12 protein-coding genes and 1 pseudogene are annotated in these 22,525 nt (G+C 51.1%); 10 read left to right on the top strand and 3 right to left on the bottom strand.

The genetic code is table 11. The features are described from left to right. From HEN33_RS21245 to HEN33_RS21240, 3 genes and pseudogenes are all read right to left on the bottom strand, one after another. A protein-coding gene (locus HEN33_RS21245; RefSeq protein WP_342367206.1) for an IS1-like element IS1F family transposase occupies nt 1-636 on the bottom strand; the annotation gives its coding sequence in 2 pieces (ribosomal slippage) (nt 1-387 and nt 387-636; 637 coding nt annotated over the 2 pieces). This gene is flagged as partial in the annotation. 55 nt (nt 637-691) lie between these two features. After that, nucleotides 692-774: pseudogene (locus HEN33_RS27145) on the bottom strand (CPBP family intramembrane glutamic endopeptidase); the annotation flags it as partial. 99 nt (nt 775-873) lie between these two features. Then, a complete protein-coding gene (locus tag HEN33_RS21240; protein WP_001301456.1) occupies nt 874-1,332 on the bottom strand; it encodes a hypothetical protein in 459 nt (152 codons plus the stop codon). A 457-nt stretch (nt 1,333-1,789) separates the two neighbouring features. Between HEN33_RS21240 and HEN33_RS21235 the strand changes: the two genes are divergently transcribed. The 10 genes from HEN33_RS21235 to HEN33_RS21190 form a co-directional block, all read left to right on the top strand. Further along, nucleotides 1,790-2,338 carry a hypothetical protein gene (locus HEN33_RS21235; RefSeq protein WP_021527185.1) on the top strand — a complete coding sequence of 183 codons (549 nt, stop codon included), beginning with the start codon at nt 1,790-1,792 and terminating at the stop codon, nt 2,336-2,338. A 267-nt stretch (nt 2,339-2,605) separates the two neighbouring features. Continuing rightward, nucleotides 2,606-3,229, top strand: a complete 624-nt coding sequence (locus HEN33_RS21230; RefSeq protein ID WP_001260397.1) for a hypothetical protein — start codon at nt 2,606-2,608, stop codon at nt 3,227-3,229. A gap of 96 nt (nt 3,230-3,325) precedes the next feature. Next, entirely contained in the window at nt 3,326-3,559 is a 234-nt protein-coding gene (locus HEN33_RS21225) for a hypothetical protein (protein ID WP_021527148.1), read from the top strand. Between the two features lie 363 nt (nt 3,560-3,922). Then, nucleotides 3,923-5,698, top strand: a complete 1,776-nt coding sequence (locus tag HEN33_RS21220; protein WP_052870111.1) for a ShlB/FhaC/HecB family hemolysin secretion/activation protein — start codon at nt 3,923-3,925, stop codon at nt 5,696-5,698. Between the two features lie 12 nt (nt 5,699-5,710). Beyond that, a complete protein-coding gene (cdiA, locus tag HEN33_RS21215; protein ID WP_097403535.1) occupies nt 5,711-15,418 on the top strand; it encodes a contact-dependent inhibition toxin CdiA in 9,708 nt (3,235 codons plus the stop codon). Further along, a complete protein-coding gene (locus tag HEN33_RS21210; RefSeq protein WP_001255836.1) occupies nt 15,418-15,750 on the top strand; it encodes an immunity protein YezG family protein in 333 nt (110 codons plus the stop codon). Before cdiA ends, HEN33_RS21210 begins: the two co-directional genes overlap by 1 nt. A 96-nt stretch (nt 15,751-15,846) precedes the next feature. Next, nucleotides 15,847-19,260, top strand: a complete 3,414-nt coding sequence (locus HEN33_RS21205; RefSeq protein WP_021527171.1) for a DEAD/DEAH box helicase family protein — start codon at nt 15,847-15,849, stop codon at nt 19,258-19,260. Nucleotides 19,261-19,323: 63 nt separating this feature from the next. Then, nucleotides 19,324-20,958, top strand: coding sequence for a type I restriction-modification system subunit M (locus tag HEN33_RS21200; RefSeq protein ID WP_021527170.1), 1,635 nt, complete (start codon nt 19,324-19,326; stop codon nt 20,956-20,958). An 8-nt stretch (nt 20,959-20,966) separates the two neighbouring features. Continuing rightward, a complete protein-coding gene (locus HEN33_RS21195) occupies nt 20,967-22,061 on the top strand; it encodes a restriction endonuclease subunit S (protein ID WP_021527169.1) in 1,095 nt (364 codons plus the stop codon). A gap of 8 nt (nt 22,062-22,069) precedes the next feature. Further along, nucleotides 22,070-22,525: AAA family ATPase (locus tag HEN33_RS21190; protein ID WP_183083464.1), on the top strand; the 456-nt coding region annotated here is incomplete at its 3' end.

The following is a 22,525-nucleotide window of genomic DNA, read 5'->3' as shown; positions in this document are numbered from 1 at the left end:
TTGAGAACGACAGTAACTTCCGTCCCAGCCTTGCCAGATGTTGTCTCAGATTCAGATTATGTCGCTCAATGCGCTGAGTGTAACGCTTGCTGATAACGTGCAGCTTTCCCTTCAGGCGTGATTCATACAGCGGCCAGCCATCCATCATCCATACCACGACCTCAAAGGCCGACAGCAGGCTCAGAAGACGCTCCAGTGTGGCCAGAGTGCGTTCACCGAAGACGTGCGCCACAACCGTCCTCCGTATCCTGTCATACGCGTAAAACAGCCAGCGCTGACGTGATTTAGCACCGACGTAGCCCCACTGTTCGTCCATTTCAGCGCAGACAATCACATCACTGCCCGGTTGTATGCGCGAGGTTACCGACTGCGGCCTGAGTTTTTTAAGTGACGTAAAACCGTGTTGAGGCCAACGCCCATAATGCGTGCACTGGCGCGACATCCGACGCCATTCATGGCCATATCAATGATTTTCTGGTGCTTACCGGGCTGAGAGGCGGTGTAAGTGAACTGTAGTTGCCATGTTTTACGGCAAGGAGAGCAGAGATAGCGCTGATGTCCGGCAGTGCTTTTGCCGTTACGCACCACGCCTTCAGTAGCGGAGCAGGAAGGACATCTGATGGAAATGGAAGCCACGCAAGCACCTTAAAATCACCATCATACACTAAATCAGTAAGTTGGCAGCATTACCAGAAAATGATAAGGTAAACATTGAAAAGCAGCCGACTGATGACTGTTTTTTATAGTTGCATTTTTATTTTTTGTTATTTTCATTTATATTCCCTTACTTGTCGTTTAAAATTCTTCTATATAACAGGAAGAGGTAACCATAGAATGAACGTTTATTTTCCTGTATCAGAACAGCCATAACTTTTATTTTATAGTTGTTATCAGTGAATGAATGCAACCTAATAGAACAATGAGGAAAACAATGGAGAAAAAGCGACGGACCGGACGCCATAGTTCATATTCTCGTGTATCAGCCTCACGTATCAACCTTTCTGAAATGGTTTCGGTTTCTTTTCCTCGCACCAGAATATGTCTGTAATATTTCCTCATGACATATACCGAAAACTGAAACCAGATTAATATGGATGGACACACAACACATAAACTTCTGATGATATCACCCGGGAAAGTATCTTGGGCGGGTAAAAGAAAGTCATATACTCTGGATAAAATCATCATCGAGATAAATGAGACGCCAGCACCTATCCAGTATTCGATATGAGAAGATGCTGCATTATATGCGTCAGTAAAATTTTTCTTTCTTAATGAAGGTGGAAGTGCTGAAAGTTCAGGAATACGTTTTCTTGTCCAGTATATTTTCATATAGTAACTCATATAAAAAGTGTTCTACTTTACTATGATGATGACGATTTATAAAAGGCTTATAATGACTACTTCTCCTTTCATTCTCGAATTTCACGATAATGATAGAGATAATCATTATCAATTGATAGTATCAGTAATTTTGACTTACATCACACTTTCATGGTTTAATCAGGTGATTGATTTAATGAAAAGAGTGTGTTTGTGGATGTATTGTGTATATGTCTTACCGGGCATCTGTTCTTACATTAATTAATATATTGCTATTTAAGTATTGGTGGTATTGTCAGTAACATTCTTTTGGTTAATTTAGTTATTATTCCTCACTGATTAATTGTCCTTCCGTTCTTATTGTTTGTAACTTGTGTTTGTATCGTACCTTTCAGGTGTTGATGCGCGCTTTACTGTGTCTGTACCGTCTTGACAAAATCCAACAGGGTTTGAAAAGGAACATTTCGTGCAAATAACCGAAGCCTTAATTTCAGAGCCGGGAGACATCCGGCGTTTTGTTCAGCAGGCGGTGGACCACTGGCCGCATTTGCTGGCATTTTACTTCACACTCCATTCGGCAGAAGGAAATATCAACGGGCAACAGATTCATGCATTCTGTACTTCCTTTTATCGACAACTGCATGAACGTATTACTGAGAGCAATCACACTGCCAGTCCATCATCGTCGGTGGTATTACGCTGGTTGCGGGAACAACATGGAGGAGCAACAATTCGATGCCTGTTGCTGCTCAGCCAGACGAGTATTTGTCACCCGCGAGCCTGTGTCACAGTTGATGAACAATGTTCGCAAGTGGTGGATTTACTGCAACATAGCTGGCAGGTGATAAGTGCTGGCGGACAATGCCGGGTGGAAAGGTGTTTTCGGGTTGCCCGGGGTGATACATCCGGTCAGTATGTTGCGTTAAAAACAGTCGCATTGTCTCTGGGGTTACCGGTTGTGACCGCCATTACCCATCGTCCGGTACAGCGCTGTACATTGATTACAGCTCAGTGAATCAGCGCTTTCTGGCTTTTCGTCGGTCATTCTGTCAACGCCACGATGTTTGACCGTTATGGGGATGCGGACGATTCCCTGCACAGCGTTGTTTCACGGTGGTGGATGACGCAACACCGCTGTTAAAAACAGTCGTTCAGTACTTTGTGTTACCGGTTGTGACAACAATCAGTTGGTAATGGACGTGTGAACCATCTGCGCTTCCGTTGATTTTTATGGACTGATAAAGTTTTGCCAGCTGAATCTTTATACGGAATGCTCTTCAGTATGCGTACACGAATTGACTATCTGGCGGATAAATACTCTTTTACCGAACGGAATGAATCTCCACGCCTTCGCCGGCAGTGGCAGGATGTTCTGGAGGAGTGTCGGCTGACAGAGGCCGGACCAGAAGAACGGCTGCGTATTGCCCTGCTGAATGTGGATTACGTCACCAGTTTTGAACTGCCTTTTCGCTTGTTGCTTACTCGTACACCACAACTGATTGCCGCGCTTCGGGAAGAATGGGGCCTCAGCCAGAAAAATGTGGTGTTCAACGATAAACGGTTTGGCTGCGTGTACAGCCTGAAGGCCAGTCTTTCTGGTGTACCGGATACATTCCGGTATCATCTGTCTCATCGTATTCGCCGGATGGTTGGGAATGAAAATACATCATCGCCATATCAGCAGATTGCCCGGGAAGTGAAAGTGCCCCGTGAACGGCTGAAGTATGCGCTGGAAGCCGGTTTACTGGTGACTGCACTGGACGGGCTGTTCTGGTCTGGTAGTCAGCGCATTGCGGCTGATATCCTGAGACTGAGAAAGAGCGGAATGCCGGTGGTGACAACGTCCGTGGAAGCGAGCGATAACCTGACGGGAACAACCCGCAAAATACCGGCATACCATCTCTGACATTGCGATGAAGGGCAGATTTCACCTTGACAGGGGCAGAGTGCCGCTTTTTATACTTTATTCCCGTGTCTGAAAAAATGTGCAAAGGAAACGGGAATGGCAAGGTCCGATTACGATTTTATCAATCTGTCTCTGGGACATGAACTGAATGAGTGGCTGGCAGAGAGAGGTTATGCCGGACAGGCGGATAACCGGAACCGACTGGCAGAGGTGGTTACCCGCAAATTGCGGGACAGTTTTTATGTGGACGTCTCCTGGGATGCGCTGAATGTGGCATACAGTGAACACCCTGAGTGGTTTTCAGAGCTTGCCTCCGGGGATGAGGATTAACAGGCAAATTATGCTGCTATCGGGCAGAGTGATTACCTGCAGGGATTTCCATTTATAAGAATACGCCGCTTCGGGAAAGCTCCGGTTCTCCGGAGAGTTACGATTATTTTTACTCAAATTCACAACACCTGAACTGGAACTTGCGTTGTGTCCCGGATTGTTACTCCGCAGGAAGCATCCTTTTTACCATACGGATGTTTGTTTTCCATTTCCCCTCCGAAAAATACAACTCCGATCACATTTCTGATATTTTCCCCGGATTTTACATAACAGGATTGTTTCTGTATGTTTTTTATCTGGTGTAAATTTCAGCACTGACATTCCGCTTACGTTAATTTACACTGGATACCCCACGAGGAGAATATGCAGCACCGGCAGGATAACTTACTGGCGAACAGAAATTTGTTGCCTGGTATGGTTTCCGGTCAGTGCGCATTCAGGCTCCGCACTTTCTCTCCGGTGGCACGCTATTTTTCCCTCCTCCCCTGCCTTTGTATTCTTTCGTTTTCGTCTCCTTCGTCTCCGGCAACCATGCTGTCTCCGGGTGACCGCAGTGCAATTCAGCAGCAACAGCAGCAGTTGCTGGATGAAAACCAGCGTCAGCGTGATGCGCTGGAGCGCAGTGCGCCGCTGACCATCACGCCGTCTCCGGAAACGTCTGCCGGTACTGAAGGCCCCTGCTTTACGGTGTCACGCATTGTTGTCAGTGGGGCCACCCGACTGACGTCTGCAGAAACCGACAGACTGGTGGCACCGTGGGTGAATCAGTGTCTGAATATCACGGGGCTGACCGCGGTCACGGATGCCGTGACGGACGGCTATATACGCCGGGGATATATCACCAGCCGGGCCTTTCTGACAGAGCAGGACCTTTCAGGGGGCATACTGCACATAACGGTCATGGAAGGCAGGCTGCAGCAAATCCGGGCGGAAGGCGCTGACCTTCCTGCCCGCACCCTGAAGATGGTTTTCCCGGGAATGGAGGGGAAGGTTCTGAACCTGCGGGATATTGAGCAGGGGATGGAGCAGATTAATCGTCTGCGTACGGAGCCGGTACAGATTGAAATATCGCCCGGTGACCGTGAGGGATGGTCGGTGGTGACACTGACGGCATCGCCGGAATGGCCTGTCACAGGGAGCGTGGGCATCGACAACAGCGGACAGAAGAATACCGGTACGGGGCAGTTAAATGGTGTCCTTTCCTTTAATAATCCTCTGGGGCTGGCTGACAACTGGTTTGTCAGCGGGGGACGGAGCAGTGACTTTTCGGTGTCACATGATGCGAGGAATTTTGCCGCCGGTGTCAGTCTGCCGTATGGCTATACCCTGGTGGATTACACGTATTCATGGAGTGACTACCTCAGCACCATTGATAACCGGGGCTGGCGGTGGCGTTCCACGGGAGACCTGCAGACTCACCGGCTGGGACTGTCGCATGTCCTGTTCCGTAACGGGGACATGAAGACAGCACTGACCGGAGGTCTGCAGCACCGCATTATTCACAATTATCTGGATGATGTTCTGCTTCAGGGCAGCAGCCGTAAACTCACTTCATTTTCTGTCGGGTTGAATCACACACACAAGTTTCTGGGGGGTGTCGGAACACTGAATCCGGTATTCACACGGGGGATGCCCTGGTTCGGCGCAGAAAGCGACCACGGGAAAAGGGGAGACCTGCCCGTAAATCAGTTCCGGAAATGGTCGGTGAGTGCCAGTTTTCAGCGCCCCGTCACGGACAGGGTGTGGTGGCTGACCAGCGCTTATGCCCAGTGGTCACCGGACCGTCTTCATGGTGTGGAACAACTGAGCCTCGGGGGTGAGAGTTCAGTGCGTGGCTTTAAGGAGCAGTATATCTCCGGTAATAACGGCGGTTATCTGCGAAATGAGCTGTCCTGGTCTCTGTTCTCCCTGCCATATGTGGGAACTGTCCGTGCAGTGGCTGCACTGGACGGCGGCTGGCTGCACTCTGACAGAGATGACCCGTACTCGTCCGGCACGCTGTGGGGTGGTGCTGCCGGGCTCAGCACCACCAGTGACTATGTTTCCGGTTCGTTCACTGCCGGGCTGCCTCTGGTTTACCCGGACTGGCTTGCCCCTGACCATCTCACGGTTTACTGGCGCGTTGCTGTCGCGTTTTAAGGGATTATTACCATGAATCAGCCTCCCGTTCACTTCACTTACCGCCTGCTGAGTTACCTGGTCAGTGCGATTATCGCCGGGCAGCCGTTGTTACCGGCTGTGGGGGCCGTCATCACCCCACAAAACGGGGCCGGAATGGATAAAGCGGCAAATGGTGTGCCGGTCGTGAACATTGCCACGCCGGACGGGGCCGGGATTTCGCATAACCGGTTTACGGATTACAACGTCGGGAAGGAAGGGCTGATTCTCAATAATGCCACCGGTAAGCTTAATCCGACGCAGCTTGGTGGACTGATACAGAATAACCCGAACCTGAAAGCGGGCGGGGAAGCGAAGGGTATCATCAACGAAGTGACCGGCGGTAACCGTTCACTGCTGCAGGGCTATACGGAAGTGGCCGGCAAAGCGGCGAATGTGATTGTTGCCAACCCGTATGGTATCACCTGTGACGGCTGTGGTTTTATCAACACGCCGCACGCGACGCTCACCACGGGCAGACCTGTGATGAATGCCGACGGCAGCCTGCAGGCGCTGGAGGTGACTGAAGGCAGTATCACCATCAATGGCGCGGGCCTGGACGGCACCCGGAGCGATGCCGTATCCATTATTGCCCGTGCAACGGAAGTGAATGCCGCGCTTCATGCGAAGGATTTAACTGTCACTGCAGGCGCTAACCGGATAACTGCAGATGGTCGTGTCAGTGCACTGAAGGGCGAAGGTGATGTGCCGAAAGTTGCCGTTGATACCGGCGCGCTCGGTGGAATGTACGCCAGGCGTATTCATCTGACCTCCACTGAAAGTGGTGTCGGGGTTAATCTTGGTAACCTTTATGCCCGTGAGGGCGATATCATACTGAGCAGTTCCGGAAAACTGGTCCTGAAGAACAGCCTTGCCGGCGGCAATACCACCGTAACCGGAGCGGATGTCTCACTTTCAGGGGATAACAAAGCCGGAGGAAATCTCAGCGTTACCGGGACAACGGGACTGACACTGAATCAGTCCCGTCTGGTGACGGATAAAAATCTGGTGCTGTCTTCATCCGGGCAGATTGTACAGAACGGTGGTGAACTGACTGCCGGACAGAACGCCATGCTCAGTGCACAGCACCTGAACCAGACTTCCGGGGCCGTGAATGCAGCTGAAAATGTCACCCTTACCACCACGGGTGATACCACACTGAAAGGCCGCAGCGTTGCCGGGAAAATACTCACCGTCAGTTCCGGCAGCCTGAACAACGGCGGGACACTGGTTGCCGGGCGCGATGCCACGGTGAAAACCGGGACATTCAGTAATACCGGTGCCGTCCAGGGGAACGGCCTGAAAGTCACCGCCACTGACCTGACCAGCACCGGCAGTATTAAAAGTGGCAGCACACTCGATATCAGTGCCCGCAATGCCACACTGTCCGGTGATGCCGGAGCAAAAGACAGCGCCCGCGTTACCGTCAGCGGTACACTTGAAAACCGCGGCAGACTCGTCAGCGATGACGTGCTGACGCTCAGTGCCACGCAGATAAACAACAGCGGTACCCTCTCCGGGGCAAAGGAACTTGTGGCTTCTGCAGACGCACTGACCACCGCGGAAAAATCGGTCACAAACAGTGACGGTAACCTCATGCTGAACAGCGCGTCTTCCACACTGGCGGGTGAAACCAGTGCGGGTGGCACGGTGTCTGTAAAAGGCAACAGTCTGAAGACCACGACCACTGCGCAGACGCAGGGCAACAGTGTCAGCGTGGATGTGCAGAACGCACAGCTTGACGGAACACAGGCTGCCAGAGACATCCTCACCCTGAACGCCAGTGAAAAGCTCACCCACAGCGGGAAAAGCAGCGCCCCGTCGCTCAGCCTCAGTGCGCCGGAACTGACCAGCAGCGGTGTGCTTGTCGCTTCCGCCCTGAATACACAGTCACAGACTCTGACCAACAGCGGTCTGTTGCAGGGGGAGGCCTCACTCACCGTTAACACACAGAGGCTTGATAATCAGCAGAACGGCACGCTGTACAGTGCTGCAGACCTGACGCTGGATATACCGGACATCCGCAACAGCGGGCTTATCACCGGTGATAACGGTTTAACGTTAAACACTGCCTCCCTCAGCAATCCGGGAAAAATCATCGCTGACACGCTGAACGTCAGGGCGACCACGCTGGATGGTGACGGCCTGTTGCAGGGCGCCGGTGCACTGGCGCTTGCTGGCGACACCCTCTCACAGGGCCGTAACGGGCGCTGGCTGACGGCGGACGACCTCTCCCTCCGGGGCAAAACACTGAATACCGCAGGGACCACGCAGGGACAGAATATCACCGTGCAGGCGGACAGATGGGCGAACAGTGGTTCCGTGCTGGCAACCGGTAACCTTACTGCTTCGGCAACCGGTCAGTTGACCAGTACCGGCGATATCATGAGCCAGGGTGACACCACGCTGAACGCAGCCACCACGGACAACCGGGGCAGTCTGCTTTCGGCCGGCACGCTCTCCCTTGATGGAAATTCACTGGATAACAGCGGCACTGTCCAGGGTAACCATGTCACGCTTCACCACAGAAGCACTGACAACAGCGGTACGGTCACGGGTCTGAGCGGTCTGACCCTGCACAGCGCGGACGGGCTTACCAACAGTGGCGCGCTGCTGAGCCAGAACTCGCTGGCGCTGAGCGCAGGAGATGTGACCAACAGCGGCCGGATTCAGGGGCAGAACATCACTCTGGATGCCAGCAGCCTGACCAGCAGCGGTGCTGTTCAGAGTGCGCTGGATTTGGCTCTGACCCTGAGTGGCGATGTTATTGCTGCCACCGGCAGCAAAATTACCGCCCTAGGCGATGCCCGCCTGACCGGGAAAGTGCTGGCTAACCAGGGATTAATCAGCGCGAAGACGCTGGAAGTGAATGGCGATTCGCTCAGCAACGGTGGCGAAATCAGTGGGGTTAACGACCTGAACGTGACACTCAGTGGTAATCTGCAACAGCACGGTAAAATGCTGACGGACGGTGCATTAAACGTCAACGCCAGAGACATCAGCAATAGTGGGCAGCTTCAGGGGGCGGATAACCGAATCACCGCCAGTTCGCTGACCAACTCAGGTCGCGTGCAGGGCGACAGCGGGCTGACTCTTACATTGCTGAATGCCCTGACCAACCAGGCCAGCGGTGTGCTTCTCAGCCAGAACGTATCAGCGCTTTCCGCACCCGTGCTGACCAATGACGGCACCATTCAGGGCAACGGTAAAACCACGCTCAGCGCGGCAACGCAGGCCCACAACAGTGGCAAGATTCTTTCCGGCGGTGAGCTGACGTTCACCACGCCGGACTACAGTGGCAGTGGCTGGCTACAGGCCACTGACCTGCTGCTGAACGTGGCGAAGCTTGCCGGTAATGGCACTGTGATGGCGGCGAATCAGGCAACGCTCACAGGTAACAGTCTGACCAACCGTGGCCTGTTCCAGGCCGCACAACTGAACGTCAACACGCAGACCATCACCAACAGCGGCACGCTGCTGGGTAATCAGGGCCTGACAATAAAAGGGAACAGCCTGAACAACGCCGGCGGGAAGGTATTCAGCGGCGGTGATATGCTTGCTGATATGGTCTCGCTCAGCGGCGCGGGCCAGCTGGTTGCACTCGGTAACCTGACGCTGAAGCTCACACGTGGTTTGACCGCACAGGGCGTTATCGCCGCGAATAAACAACTCTCCGTCAGCAGCCAGGGTGATATTACCAATGGCGCCACATTGCAGGGCAACGGTATCACGCTGAATGCTGTAGGCAGGCTGACCAACAATGGTCAGCTGACCGCCGGCAACGGCACCACGGCACTGAGCGGCAGCGGGATTGCGATGAATGCCAGCGGCAGCCTGCAGGCAGGCGGGGACGTCAGCCTGACCAGCCGGGGGGATATCACTCTCGACGGTTTTACCGGCACGACGGGTAGTCTGGTGTTAACGGCCGCCGGGGCAGTCATTAACACCGCACTGTTGTATGCGGGCAATAACCTCTCGCTGTTTGCCAGCACCATCCGGAACCATCACGGCGATATGCTGGCGGGTGACAGCCTGGTGATGCAGAAAGATGTCAGTGGTGCCGCGAATGCTGAAGTGATTAATACCTCCGGGAATATCGAAACCACCCGCGGTGATATCACCATCAGAACCGGACATTTACTGAATCAGCGGGAGGGTATAAATGAGACAAAATCATACATTCCGGTTGAGAATGTCGCAGTACCTGATGGTGCAAATTCTGTTTCAGTCAGAGTGGGCGATTTAGGTGAAGATGGATGGGGATATTATGTGAAGTCCTGGAGCGGTACTGCCGGTGGTGGTTTTGACGCATGGGCCGTTCCGACTGAAAAGGGTGCCACACGGAAATTTCTGACTGGCACAACACGCGTCGATGTTGTTGCAACAGGAGGGACTGCCAGAATTTCGGCCGGTAATAATCTGCTGATTGACGCGGACAAACTGGATAATACGGGGAGTCATCTTCTTGCCAGCGAGTTTGTCAGCCTGTCGGGTTCACAACTGAACAATCAGTCCTTCTTTGGCTATACACAGGATGAATACAATGTGTATCGCTATTACGGCAAACTGGCCATGATCCCCAACGACGGGCATCTGCAGTATGGAGATGCTTCTGCCGATGATCGCGTTACCTTTACTCTCTCCGGAGCCCCGGAATATGTCACCAGAGACATCGGTCAGGCTCTGAGAGCCGTGATTCAGGCAGGCAAAAATGTCACTGCCGTTTTTTCCAGTGATATCAGTAATACATCCACCACCTCAAATGCAGGACGGATCACAAATACCCTTGCGGCACCTGAAATTAACACGCCGGCAGAGAAAAATATCAGTCCGGGAATGGCTCAACTGGCGCCGGATGGTACAGAGGCGCTGACCGTCACAGCCCCGGACTGGACTGACACCATTACCCGTCTGACGATCGGCAGTGGTACGGACCTGGCTTCCGGCATCGTGGAGGGGAACTATCCCCTGCCTTCCGGTAACAATGGTTATTTTGTCCCGTCAGCAGACCCTGACAGTCCGTATCTGATTACGGTGAATCCGAAACTGGATGGTCTCGGAAAGGTGGACAGCAGTCTGTTTGCCGGACTGTATGACCTGCTCAGGATGCACCCCGGGCAGGCACCACGTGAAACAGACCCGGCGTATACTGATGAAAAACAATTCCTGGGTTCATCGTATTTTCTTGACCGGCTCGGGCTGAAACCGGAAAAAGATTATCGCTTCCTGGGGGATGCCGCTTTTGATACCCGCTATGTATCGAACTATATGCTGAACCAGATCGGGGGGCGCTATATCAACGGGGTTGGTTCAGACACCGACCAGATGCGCTACCTGATGGATAACGCTGCCCGTGCACAGAAGGCGCTCGGTCTGAAGTTTGGTGTGGCACTGACAGCAGACCAGGTGGCGGCTCTCGACCGAAGTATTCTGTGGTATAAAGCCGTCACGATAAATGGTCAGACGGTGATGGTGCCGGAAGTGTATCTGTCACCGAAAGATGTGACGCTGCAGAACGGCAGTATTATCAGCGGTCAGAATGTGCACCTGGCAGGAGGGAATGTCACTAACAGTGGCAGTACCCTGATGGCGCAGAATGATCTCACCATCGACAGCGCTGACAGTCTGGGTAACCTTGAGTCCGGGCTTATAAATGCCGGTGGCGCTCTCGGACTGAAAGCGATGGGCGATATCAACAATATCAGTGCCACGATTACCGGTAAGACTGTCCGGCTGGAGAGTCTCGCCGGCAATGTCAATAATCTCACCCGGTACTCACACTGGCAGCTTGATGCACCGGAAGACAGCCTCGCCCTGAAACACACTTATACGGGAAGCATTGCCTCTGTCAGTGCCATGGATAGTCTGGACATCCGGGCAGATAAAAACATTTCGGTCACAGGGGCAGAAATCAGCGCCGGAGGTCGCGCAGCACTTATTGCCGGCAATGATCTCAGTCTGAATGCCATTGACAGGGTAAGCAGCAGTCGCCATGCAAACAGTGAATCTCACCAGCGCAGTGCAGAACTTACGACCATTACTGCCGGCGACAGTGTGATGCTGAGTGCAGGCCGGGATGTGAGCAGTCAGGGTGCAGGTATCGCAGCGGAAGACAACATCACTGTCCGGGCCGGGCGCGACGTTAATCTGCTGGCGGAAGAGTCCGTGACCGGCAGCAGTTCATACTCGAAAAAGAAAACGGTCATTGATGAAACCGTTCGCCAGCAGGGAACGGAAATCGCCAGCGGTGGTGACACCACCATTACTGCAGGACGGGATATCACCGCTGTTGCGTCATCCGTTACCGCAACCGGCAATATCAGTGTGAATGCCGGTCGTGATGTCGCCCTGACCACGGCGACAGAAAGTGACTATCACTATCTGGAAACGAAGAAAAAAAGCGGAGGTTTTCTCAGTAAGAAAACCACCCACACCATCAGTGAGAACAGTGCCTCCCGTGAAGCAGGCTCCCTGCTGTCGGGGAACCGCGTGACCGTTAACGCCGGTGATAACCTGACGGTAGAGGGTTCGGATGTGGTGGCTGACCGGGATGTGTCACTGGCGGCGGGTAACCATGTTGATGTTCTTGCTGCCACCAGTACAGATACGTCCTGGCGCTTTAAGGAAACGAAGAAATCCGGTCTGATGGGTACCGGCGGTATTGGCTTCACCATTGGCAGCAGTAAGACAACGCACGACCGCCGCGAGGCCGGGACAACGCAGAGTCAGAGTGCCAGTACCATCGGCTCCACTGCCGGTAATGTCAGTATTACCGCGGGCAAACAGGCTCATATCAGCGGTTCGGATGTGATTGCGAACCGGGATATCAGCATTACCGGTGACAGTGTGGTGGTTGACCCGGGGCATGACCGTCGTACTGTGGACGAAAAATTTGAGCAGAAGAAAAGCGGGCTGACGGTTGCCCTTTCCGGCACAGTGGGCAGTGCCATCAATAATGCGGTCACCAGTGCACAGGAGACGAAGGAGAGCAGTGACAGCCGTCTGAAAACCCTGCAGGCTACAAAGACAGCGCTGTCTGGTGTGCAGGCCGGACAGGCTGCGGCAATGGCCTCCGCAACCGGTGACCCGAATGCGATGGGAGTCAGCCTGTCGCTCACCACCCAGAAATCGAAATCACAACAACATTCTGAAAGTGACACAGTATCCGGCAGTACGCTGAATGCCGGGAATAATCTGTCTGTTGTCGCAACCGGTAAAAACAGGGGCGATAACCGCGGAGATATTGTGATTGCCGGAAGCCAGCTTAAGGCCGGTGGTAACACAAACCTGGATGCTGCGAATGATGTTCTGTTGAGTGGCGCGGCAAACACACAAAAAACAACGGGCAGGAACAGCAGCAGTGGCGGTGGCGTGGGTGTCAGTATCGGTGCCGGTGGTAACGGTGCCGGTATCAGTGTCTTTGCCAGCGTTAATGCGGCAAAAGGCAGCGAGAAAGGTAACGGTACTGAGTGGACTGAAACCACAATAGACAGCGGTAAAACCGTCACCATCAACAGTGGTCGGGATACGGTACTGAACGGTGCTCAGGTCAACGGCAACAGGATTATCGCCGATGTGGGCCACGACCTGCTGATAAGCAGCCAGCAGGACACCAGTAAGTACGACAGTAAACAGACCAGCGTGGCTGCCGGCGGCAGTTTTACCTTTGGCTCCATGACCGGCTCAGGTTACATCGCTGCCTCCCGGGATAAGATGAAGAGCCGCTTTGACTCCGTTGCTGAACAAACCGGAATGTTTGCCGGTGACGGCGGCTTCGACATCACAGTGGGTAAACATACCCAACTGGATGGTGCGGTGATTGCCTCCACTGCCACACCGGATAAAAACCACCTGGATACCGGAACGCTGGGGTTCAGTGACCTTCACAACGAAGCGGATTATAAAGTCAGTCACAGTGGAATCAGTCTGAGCGGTGGTGGCAGCTTCGGGGATAAATTTCAGGGTAACATGCCGGGTGGCATGATATCCGCCGGAGGTCACAGCGGACATGCGGAAGGAACGACTCAGGCCGCAGTGGCAGAAGGCACTATCACCATCCGGGACAGGGACAATCAGAAGCAGAATCTGGCGAACCTGAGCCGTGACCCGGAACACGCCAACGACAGTATCAGCCCGATATTTGACAAGGAGAAAGAGCAGAGGCGTCTGCAGACAGTGGGGCTTATCAGTGACATAGGCAGTCAGGTGGCGGATATCGCGCGGACGCAGGGTGAACTGAATGCGTTGAAGGCTGCGCAGGATAAATATGGGCCTGTTCCGGCGGATACGACGGAAGAACAGCGGCAGGCATATCTGGCAAAACTGCGTGATACGCCGGAATACAAAAAGGAACAGGAAAAGTATGGTACCGGTAGCGATATGCAGCGGGGTATCCAGGCCGCGACAGCCGCGCTTCAGGGACTGGCTGGGGGGAATTTAGCGGGTGCTCTGGCCGGAGCTTCTGCACCGGAACTGGCAAACTTCATAGGGCACAATGCTGGAATTAATGATAACGATGCAGCGAAAGCCATTGCTCATGCCATTCTCGGCGGTGTGACTGCGGCTCTTCAGGGAAATAATGCCGCAGCAGGTTCAGTCGGTGCGGTGAGCGGTGAACTTATCGCAGGTGCAATCGCGAAGGTTTTATATCCGGATGAGAAAGACCTGTCGAAGCTGACCGAGGACCAGAAGCAGACGCTAAGTACGCTGGCGAGTATCTCAGCAGGTATGGCGGGTGGTGTTGCAGGTGGGAATACTGCGGGTGTGGCTACCGGAGCTGCTGCTGGGAAGAATGTTGTTGAGAATAACCTGCTGGGTGGTAATGAAGACACTCAGACCAAGTTCGTGCAGGAGCATGGCAAAGATATTGCGTCCTGCTCGACTAACCCTGGCGGGGCTGAATGTAAACGCGGTGAGGCTGTAAACAAAGCGATTGCAGCAGCGCTTGTTGGGGGGGCTACAGGTGGGGTAGTGATTGCTCTGACTCCGGAAGCAATTGCAGCCGCCCAGGCAGCAGTCAGTGCCTGTGGTGCGAATACTGTGCTGTGTGCAAATGAAGTTAGTATCTGGGTTGCGGAAATGGTCGCTGGCGATGCTCTTCCAGCGGGCCTGACAGTAGCGGCGGTTGGTAAAATGTCTGCCAGCGAGTTGTCAGAGTTGAAGGCTCTAATGGCTGTTGAAAAACAGACAGGTCAGAAAATCAGTGCGGAGTCACTTGAAAAGCTGATGCTAGACTCAGGTGGTAAAGGGAACTGGAGCAAAGAGCTAAATAACCCACAGCCGAATAAAGTTTATCATGTAGATGGTGATAAAATTTATAAAACTGATGCTCAGGCAAGGCCAAGCCAGGTTGAAGCAACTCTTAGTCCTAATGTAAAGGATAGAAATGGCTATCAACAATGTAAAGCAGGTAAGTGTGGCCTTGATGGAGATGAGGGTGGTCATTTAATAGCCAGTATTTTTAATGGTCCTGGTGAAAAATTGAACCTTGTTCCAATGGATGGAAATCTGAACAAAGGAGCCTGGAAGCAGATGGAAAATACTTGGGCAAAAGCATTGGGTGAAGGAAAAGAGGTTAAGGTCAACATTCAGCCATCGTATATTGGGGATAGTGTCAGACCTGCTAAATTTAAAGTAGTATATTCGATAGATGGAGGTCGCCCGATTGAAAAAGTATTTAACAATGCACCCGGAGGTAAATAATGCGTTCTGATCAGGATATTTATAATGACATTGGTTCGGTGTTGCTATCGATCACTCCTAGTGATGCAGTCAAAATCATTCTGTGTGCAAAGTTAGAACCGGAAAGCGACTGTGGTGAGTTTACTTATGACTATGTAGATAAACAGGGCAATCAACATTGGATCACTGAAACCGCAGATGCCAGTGAAAGACTTTTAGATCTTTTGGTGGAACTAAGAAATTTGTTTGTGGATAACTTTAAATCACAAGAAAAGCCATTCTGGCATGGTTGCGAAGTCACTGTGAATATTGAAACACTCAAAATAAACATCGACTTTAAATATGAGAATTAATGGTAATTCCGCCCTTTCCGGCTCACTTCGTCGGCCAAATTAGTGTGATATTCTTTCCAGAAATGCTGTTGTATCCACGACATAAGGCGATGATTGATGGAGCAGTCTCTCAATTTTGAAATGTTGCGCAGCCAGTGGCCGGAACTGGCTGAACTCGCGTGTATGGCGGAACGCTATGTTCACTCCGATCCGGAAAGCTGTCTGGTCAAGCTGCGCAACTACACCGAATTGATGGTGCGCTGGTTGTATCGTCAGGAGCGGTTGCCGGAAGGTATTAAGGCTAATCTTTACGATTTAATGAATGCTGATGTCTTTACCAGCATGATGCCGGAAGCCATCATCATGAAAATGGATGCGCTGCGTATCCATGGCAACCGTGCCGCGCACGGCGGACGTATCAAAGCTAAAGATACTTACTGGCTGCTCAAAGAAGCGTATTTGTTGGGAATTTGGCTGTATGTTCGCTACGCCCACGGTAATGTTGATGACTGCCCCAAATTTACACTCCCTCCATTAACACAATCTTCAGGTCGTGCAGATGAAAAACGTCTGGAAGATGCAATCAGGGCTCAGGATGAAAGCCGTGAGCGCGAACTGGCGCTGCAACGCGCACTACAGCAAGAACAGGAAAAGGCCGAACACCTCACTCAACGCCTGAATGAAGCCAGAGCGCGTAACCAGCATGTTGCCGATATTCTCTCTATTGATGAAGCGGAAACCCGCCGTCGCCTGATTGACTCTCGCCTGCTTGCTGCTGACTGGAATGTAGGCGAAGGCCTTAAAAATACCGATCAGGTTACGCAGGAACATCCCGTTAAAGAACAACCTACCGCGACCGGAGACGGTTATGCGGACTATGTCTTGTGGGATGAGGCACACAAACCGCTGGCGGTGGTGGAAGCAAAAAAAACCAGCGTCAATGCCGAGCAAGGACGAATTCAGGCCCGGCTGTATGCAGACTGGCTGGAAAAAGAATACGGCCAGCGTCCGATCATCTTCTACACCAACGGCTATGATATCTGGCTGTGGGATGACCATAAAACTCATGGTTATCCCCCGCGTCGGGTGTTTGGCTTCTACAGCAAGGAAAGCCTGCAATATCTTATTCAACAGCGTGAAACCCGTCTTCCGCTGAACAGTGTGCCGCACGTAAAAGATAACGAAGGTAAGGCCGTTGCCGGACGTTTGTACCAGCTTGAAACCATTGCCCGTGTCAGCGAGCGGTTTACCAACAAATACCGGCAATCGCTAATTGTTCAGGCTACGGGTACAGGCAAAACCCGCGTGGCAATAGCGCTAAGCAAACTGATGATTGATGCCCGCTGGGTAAAACGCGTCCTGTTTCTTTGCGACCGCAAGGAACTACGTAAACAGGCGGCGAATGCCTTTAATCAATTCACCAATGAGCCGCTGTATGTGGTCGGGAAATCGAAAAAAGCAGACAGGCAGAATGCTAGGATCTACATCGCCACCTATCCTGGTATGATGAAAATCATGGACCATTTCGATGTTGGTTATTTCGATTTGATCATCGCCGATGAATCCCATCGCTCTATCTACAACGTTTACGGCGATCTGTTTAAGTATTTTGATGCCCTCCAGATTGGCCTGACGGCCACGCCGATTGACATGGTGAGTAAAACCACTTTCGGCCTGTTTGGTTGTGAAGGACGTATTCCTACCGCCAACTACAGCCTGGAAGATGCCATCGCCGATAACAATCTGGTTCCCTATGAGGTTGTCACGCACACCACAGAATTCCTGCGCGAAGGCATCAAACGGGAGAAATTAAGCGACGCACAAATCCGCGAGCTGGAAGAACAAGGCATAGATCCCAATACGCTGGAGTTTGATGGCAAGGCGCTGGATGAGGCGATCTACAACAAAGACACCAACCGCTATATCCTGCGTAACCTGATGGAAAATGGCCTGAAAGATCGGGACGGCCAGTTGCCAGGTAAAACCATCATTTTCGCCCGTAACCACAAACACGCGCTGCTGTTGAATGAATTATTCGACGATATGTACCCGCAGTTTGCCGGGCGCTTCTGCCAGGTCATCGACAATTACGATCCCCGCGCCGAGCAACTGATTGATGATTTTAAAGGGCTGGATGAAAGCACCAACAAAGAGCTGACCATCGCTATCTCCGTTGACATGCTCGATACCGGTATTGATGTCCCGGAAATTGTGAATCTGGTCTTTGCCAAACCGGTCAAATCAAAAGTGAAGTTCTGGCAGATGATTGGCCGTGGTACGCGCCTCTGTCCGGGGTTGTACGGTTACGACGATAACGGCAAACCTCTGGATAAACAGAAATTCCGCATTTTCGATCACTGGGGCAATTTTGAGTATCACGAACTGCATACCGAAGAGGCCGAAGTCACAGCGACAAAATCGCTTGCACAAAAACGCTTCGAAGCGTGGGTTATGCTGGGGGCCGCTGCGCAACGTAAATTCGACAAACAGGCGGTGGATTTAGTTGCTCACCAGCTACGCGAGCAAATCAATGCACTGGATGAAAAGTCGATTGCCGTCCAGGAAAAGTGGCATCAAAAAGCGCAGTACAGCGATGAAAAAGTGCTGCGCCAGCTTTCCCCGAAAACACAGCAGGATTTGCTATCTGTCCTGGCCCCGCTGATGCAGTGGCTGGACGTGCGCGGGCAAAGCGACGCTATGCGCTTTGATATGGATATTCTGGCGGCGCAAACTGCCCGTTATACCAACCCGGAAGAGCTGGATGTGCTCTGGCCGGTCATCGTCGAAAAAGTGGAGCGCCTGCCGCCGCATTTGGCGCAGGTCCAACAGCAAGGACCGCGGATCAATCAGCTTCGTGATTTAGGCTGGTGGAAGCAGGCCAGCCTGGAAGAGCTGGAAGATATCCGCATTCATCTGCGCGGCATCATGCACCTGATGGAAAAAGACGCGACGCCAAAATTTGGTTCGATACAGGTAGATATTACCGAAGATGCGAACCTGATCCAGACAGAGACCCGCAAAACTAATATCCGCTCGATTGATTTCAAACTCTATCGCCAGCAGGTTCAGGGAGCGTTGGAGCCGCTGTTCCAGCAAAATCCGGTGCTGAAGAAAATCCGCAACGGTGAGCCAGTCACGCAAAACGAGCTGGATGAGCTGGCGAAGCTGGTGCTGATCCAGAACCCCAACGTTGATATCCGGGCACTGAAAGAGTTCTATCCGCAGGCAACTGCCAGCCTGGATAAACTTTTGCGTACCATCATCGGGATGGACAGCGACGCGGTGGAAGTGCGCTTTGCTCAGTTCGCCGCTGATAACAGTCTGACCAGCCAACAACTGCGCTTCCTGTCATTGCTGAAAAACCACATTCGCGATTACGGCACCATTGAAATGCGGCAGCTCTTTGAACAGCCTTTTACGCATATCCACAACGAAGGCGTTACCGGTGTGTTCCCGGATATAGAGCAGATCGCCCGCCTGCAAAAGATAGTCGAAGAGCTGGGTGTTGTGACCGACGCAGCGACGGTATAATACGCACATGACAAGCCCCGACAGCGGGGCTTTTGTATTTAAAACAGGATATAAACGCTAACAATGATCACTGGTGACTTAAAAAGTAAAATCGACGGCCTGTGGGAAGATTTCTGGGTGGGTGGTATCACCAACCCGCTGACCGTAATCGAACAGATCACCTATCTGATGTATTCCCGGATGCTGGATACCCAGGAACAACGCGACGAGAAGCGTAAACAAATCGCGGGAATTGATTTTAAACCGCGTTTTGCGCCAGAACAGCAGGAGTTCCGTTTCAGTCACTATAGCAATCTTGGCTCGGATGAGATGATGGAAGTGGTGCGCGATGGCGTATTCCAGCATTTTCGTCAGCTTGGCCAGGCCGATGCGTCGAAGGTGACGCTGCTGGGCAACTTTATGAAAGATGCTCGTCTGGAGATTGTTAAGCCGTCATTACTGACCAAAGCGGTTGAGGTGATCAAAAACCTGCCGCTGGATCGTGGCGACACCAAAGGCGACCTTTACGAATACCTGTTAAGCAAGCTGACCACTGCCGGAATCAACGGTCAGTTCCGCACGCCGCGCCACATTATCCGCACGATGGTTGAAATGATGGAGCCGAACCCGGCCCGCGGCGAGACGATTTGTGATCCCGCCTGTGGCACCGGTGGTTTTCTGGCAACCAGCTATGAATATCTTCTGGAGAAGTACAGCTCGCTGGAATCCATCCATACTGAGATTGGCACCAACGAACGTGGCGAACTGGAAGAGCAAAAAATCTTTACCGGCGATCTGCTGACACCGTGGCGTAACCATGTAGATAACAATATGTTCCACGGTTACGATTTTGATACCACCATGCTGCGTATCGCCGCTATGAACCTGATTATGCACGGTGTGGAAGCGCCGGATATTCACTATCAGGACACCATGAGCCAGAGCTTCAGCACTAACTTCCCTCAGGCCAGTAAAAACGCTTTCAATCTGATTCTGGCGAACCCGCCTTTTACCGGTTCACTGGACGAGGAAGATATCGACTCCACGTTGTCGGCAATGGTGAAAACCAAAAAAACCGAACTGCTGTTCCTGGCGCGTATTCTGCAAATGCTGAAAGTGGGCGGGCGCAGTGCCACTATCGTGCCGCAGGGCGTGCTGTTTGGCTCCAGCAAGGCGCACCAGTCACTTCGCAAAACGCTGGTGGAAGATAACCAACTGGAAGCGGTGATCAATCTGCCTTCTGGTGTATTTAAACCTTACGCTGGCGTGGCGACGGCGATCCTGATCTTTACCAAAGGCGGTCAAACGGATGAGGTCTGGTTCTACGATCTGCAAAATGATGGCTACAGCCTGGATGATAAGCGCAACCCGATAAAAGACAACGATCTGCCGCATCTGCTGGCAAGCTGGAAGCATTACCGTACTTTACGCGGGCTACCGGTTGATAACTTTATGGGTGAGAAGTTAGCCTCGTTGCTTAAACAGCAGTACCCGGAAGGGATTGATGCTGGCGTTGATTTTAAAGATCGCACGCAGGCGGCGTTTGTTGTACCGAAAGCGGATATTGCTGCGCAGAAATACGATCTCTCTATCAATCGTTATAAAGAAGTGGTGTATCAGGCGGAGGAATATGAAGATCCGAAGGTGATACTAAAGCGCTTAAAAGATTTGGAAAAAGAAATTCTGGCGGATCTGGATGAGCTGGAGGGTATGCTGTGAGTTCGGCGATGGTGAAGTTAGGGGATGTTATTAATGTTCACTACGGAAAAGCATTAAAAGCTGATCAGCGAGTATCGAATGGAAGTGTCCATGTTTTTGGTAGTTCAGGAATTGTCGGCAACCACGATAAAACGCTTTGCAGCTATCCCACGATAATTATTGGTCGCAAAGGCAGCGTTGGTGCTATTACCTGGGCTCCTGACGGAGGTTGGATCATTGATACTGCTTATTACGTTGAGATCAAAGATAATAATAAGTTAGATCTCCGATACTTGTTTTATATTCTGAGCGGAATTGATCTCACTAAGAAAACGATTACCACAAGTATTCCTGGATTAAATAGAGACGATCTCTATGATACATTTATTAAATTACCACCTTTTGAAGAGCAGAAACGAATTGTGGATCTTCTCGATAAAGCTGAGGGTATACGCCAAAAACGCGAACAAGCCATCAAACTGGCTGATGATTTTTTGCGGGCTAAGTTTCTAGAGATGTTTGGAACTCCTGCAAACAACATACATCGTTTCCCGAAAGGAACGATTCGCGACTTGGTTGATTCAGTAAATTATGGAACTTCAGCAAAAGCCTCTATTGATTCTGGTGAATATCCTATATTACGGATGGGTAATATAACATATCAAGGTAGGTGGGATTTTACAGATTTAAAATATCTTGATCTCAGTGTAAAAGAAAAGGATAAATATTTGGTTAAAGAAGGCGATCTTCTTTTCAATCGTACTAACAGTAAGGAACTTGTTGGTAAAACAGCTGTGTATGAAGAAGACAGGCCTATGGCATTTGCTGGATATTTAATCCGCGTTAGACCTAATTCTATCGGAAATAACTACTATATTTCAGGGTATCTTAATTCCATCCATGGCAAAATCACATTGATGAATATGTGTAAAAGTATTGTTGGCATGGCTAATATTAATGCACAGGAATTGCAGAATATAGAGATATTAATCCCACCTAAGCATCTACAAGATGAGTATGAGATTATTTATAAAAAAATAAAAAAAGGACTAAGCATTTATGATAAAAGCGCAATGCAACTTCAACTTTTAGCATCAAACCTATCGAATAAATATTTCATGTAAGGTTCATTATGAAATTAACTAAACTTGTACTTGAAAATTTCAGATCTGTTAGAGAGCGGCAGGAAATTGATTTTGCACCTGTAACATTACTATTGGGGCCAAACAGCGCGGGCAAGACTACTATTTTAATTGCATTATTTTATCTTCAACAAATATTAGACCGTGAGCAGTGTGATCCTATATATTTAGAAGCTATGGGGAACAGGCGCATAGATGGATTTAGATCTCTAGTCCATAATGGGGATCTGAATAATGTAATTACTATTGGTATCGGTTTCGATCCTGAACAAACAATAGGTGTAGAATATAAAACATATTTAGAAGAACTTGGTGATATTTTCGATATTCATTTTATAAAAATGAAAGACATTGCAGATGAAACTGAAAAGGTTTATGTAGAGTTTAAAATCGCATGGTCACAATTGCACAGAGCAGCATATATAAAGAACTATGCTGTTTCTATA

The sequence above is a fragment of the Escherichia sp. 94.0001 genome (genome assembly GCF_013369155.2).
Taxonomy (GTDB): Bacteria; Pseudomonadota; Gammaproteobacteria; order Enterobacterales; family Enterobacteriaceae; genus Escherichia; species Escherichia coli_F.
The sequence above is the reverse complement of the archived record's forward strand: the minus strand, read 5'-3'. Positions and strand labels throughout refer to the sequence as shown.

Coding starts and splice junctions, on each gene's coding strand:
- HEN33_RS21240 (WP_001301456.1), bottom strand. CDS start 1,332: ATGAAAATATACTGGACAAGAAAACGTATTCCTGAACTTTCAGCACTT.
- HEN33_RS21230 (WP_001260397.1), top strand. CDS start 2,606: ATGCGTACACGAATTGACTATCTGGCGGATAAATACTCTTTTACCGAA.
- HEN33_RS21225 (WP_021527148.1), top strand. CDS start 3,326: ATGGCAAGGTCCGATTACGATTTTATCAATCTGTCTCTGGGACATGAA.
- HEN33_RS21220 (WP_052870111.1), top strand. CDS start 3,923: ATGCAGCACCGGCAGGATAACTTACTGGCGAACAGAAATTTGTTGCCT.
- cdiA (WP_097403535.1), top strand. CDS start 5,711: ATGAATCAGCCTCCCGTTCACTTCACTTACCGCCTGCTGAGTTACCTG.
- HEN33_RS21210 (WP_001255836.1), top strand. CDS start 15,418: ATGCGTTCTGATCAGGATATTTATAATGACATTGGTTCGGTGTTGCTA.
- HEN33_RS21205 (WP_021527171.1), top strand. CDS start 15,847: ATGGAGCAGTCTCTCAATTTTGAAATGTTGCGCAGCCAGTGGCCGGAA.
- HEN33_RS21200 (WP_021527170.1), top strand. CDS start 19,324: ATGATCACTGGTGACTTAAAAAGTAAAATCGACGGCCTGTGGGAAGAT.
- HEN33_RS21195 (WP_021527169.1), top strand. CDS start 20,967: ATGGTGAAGTTAGGGGATGTTATTAATGTTCACTACGGAAAAGCATTA.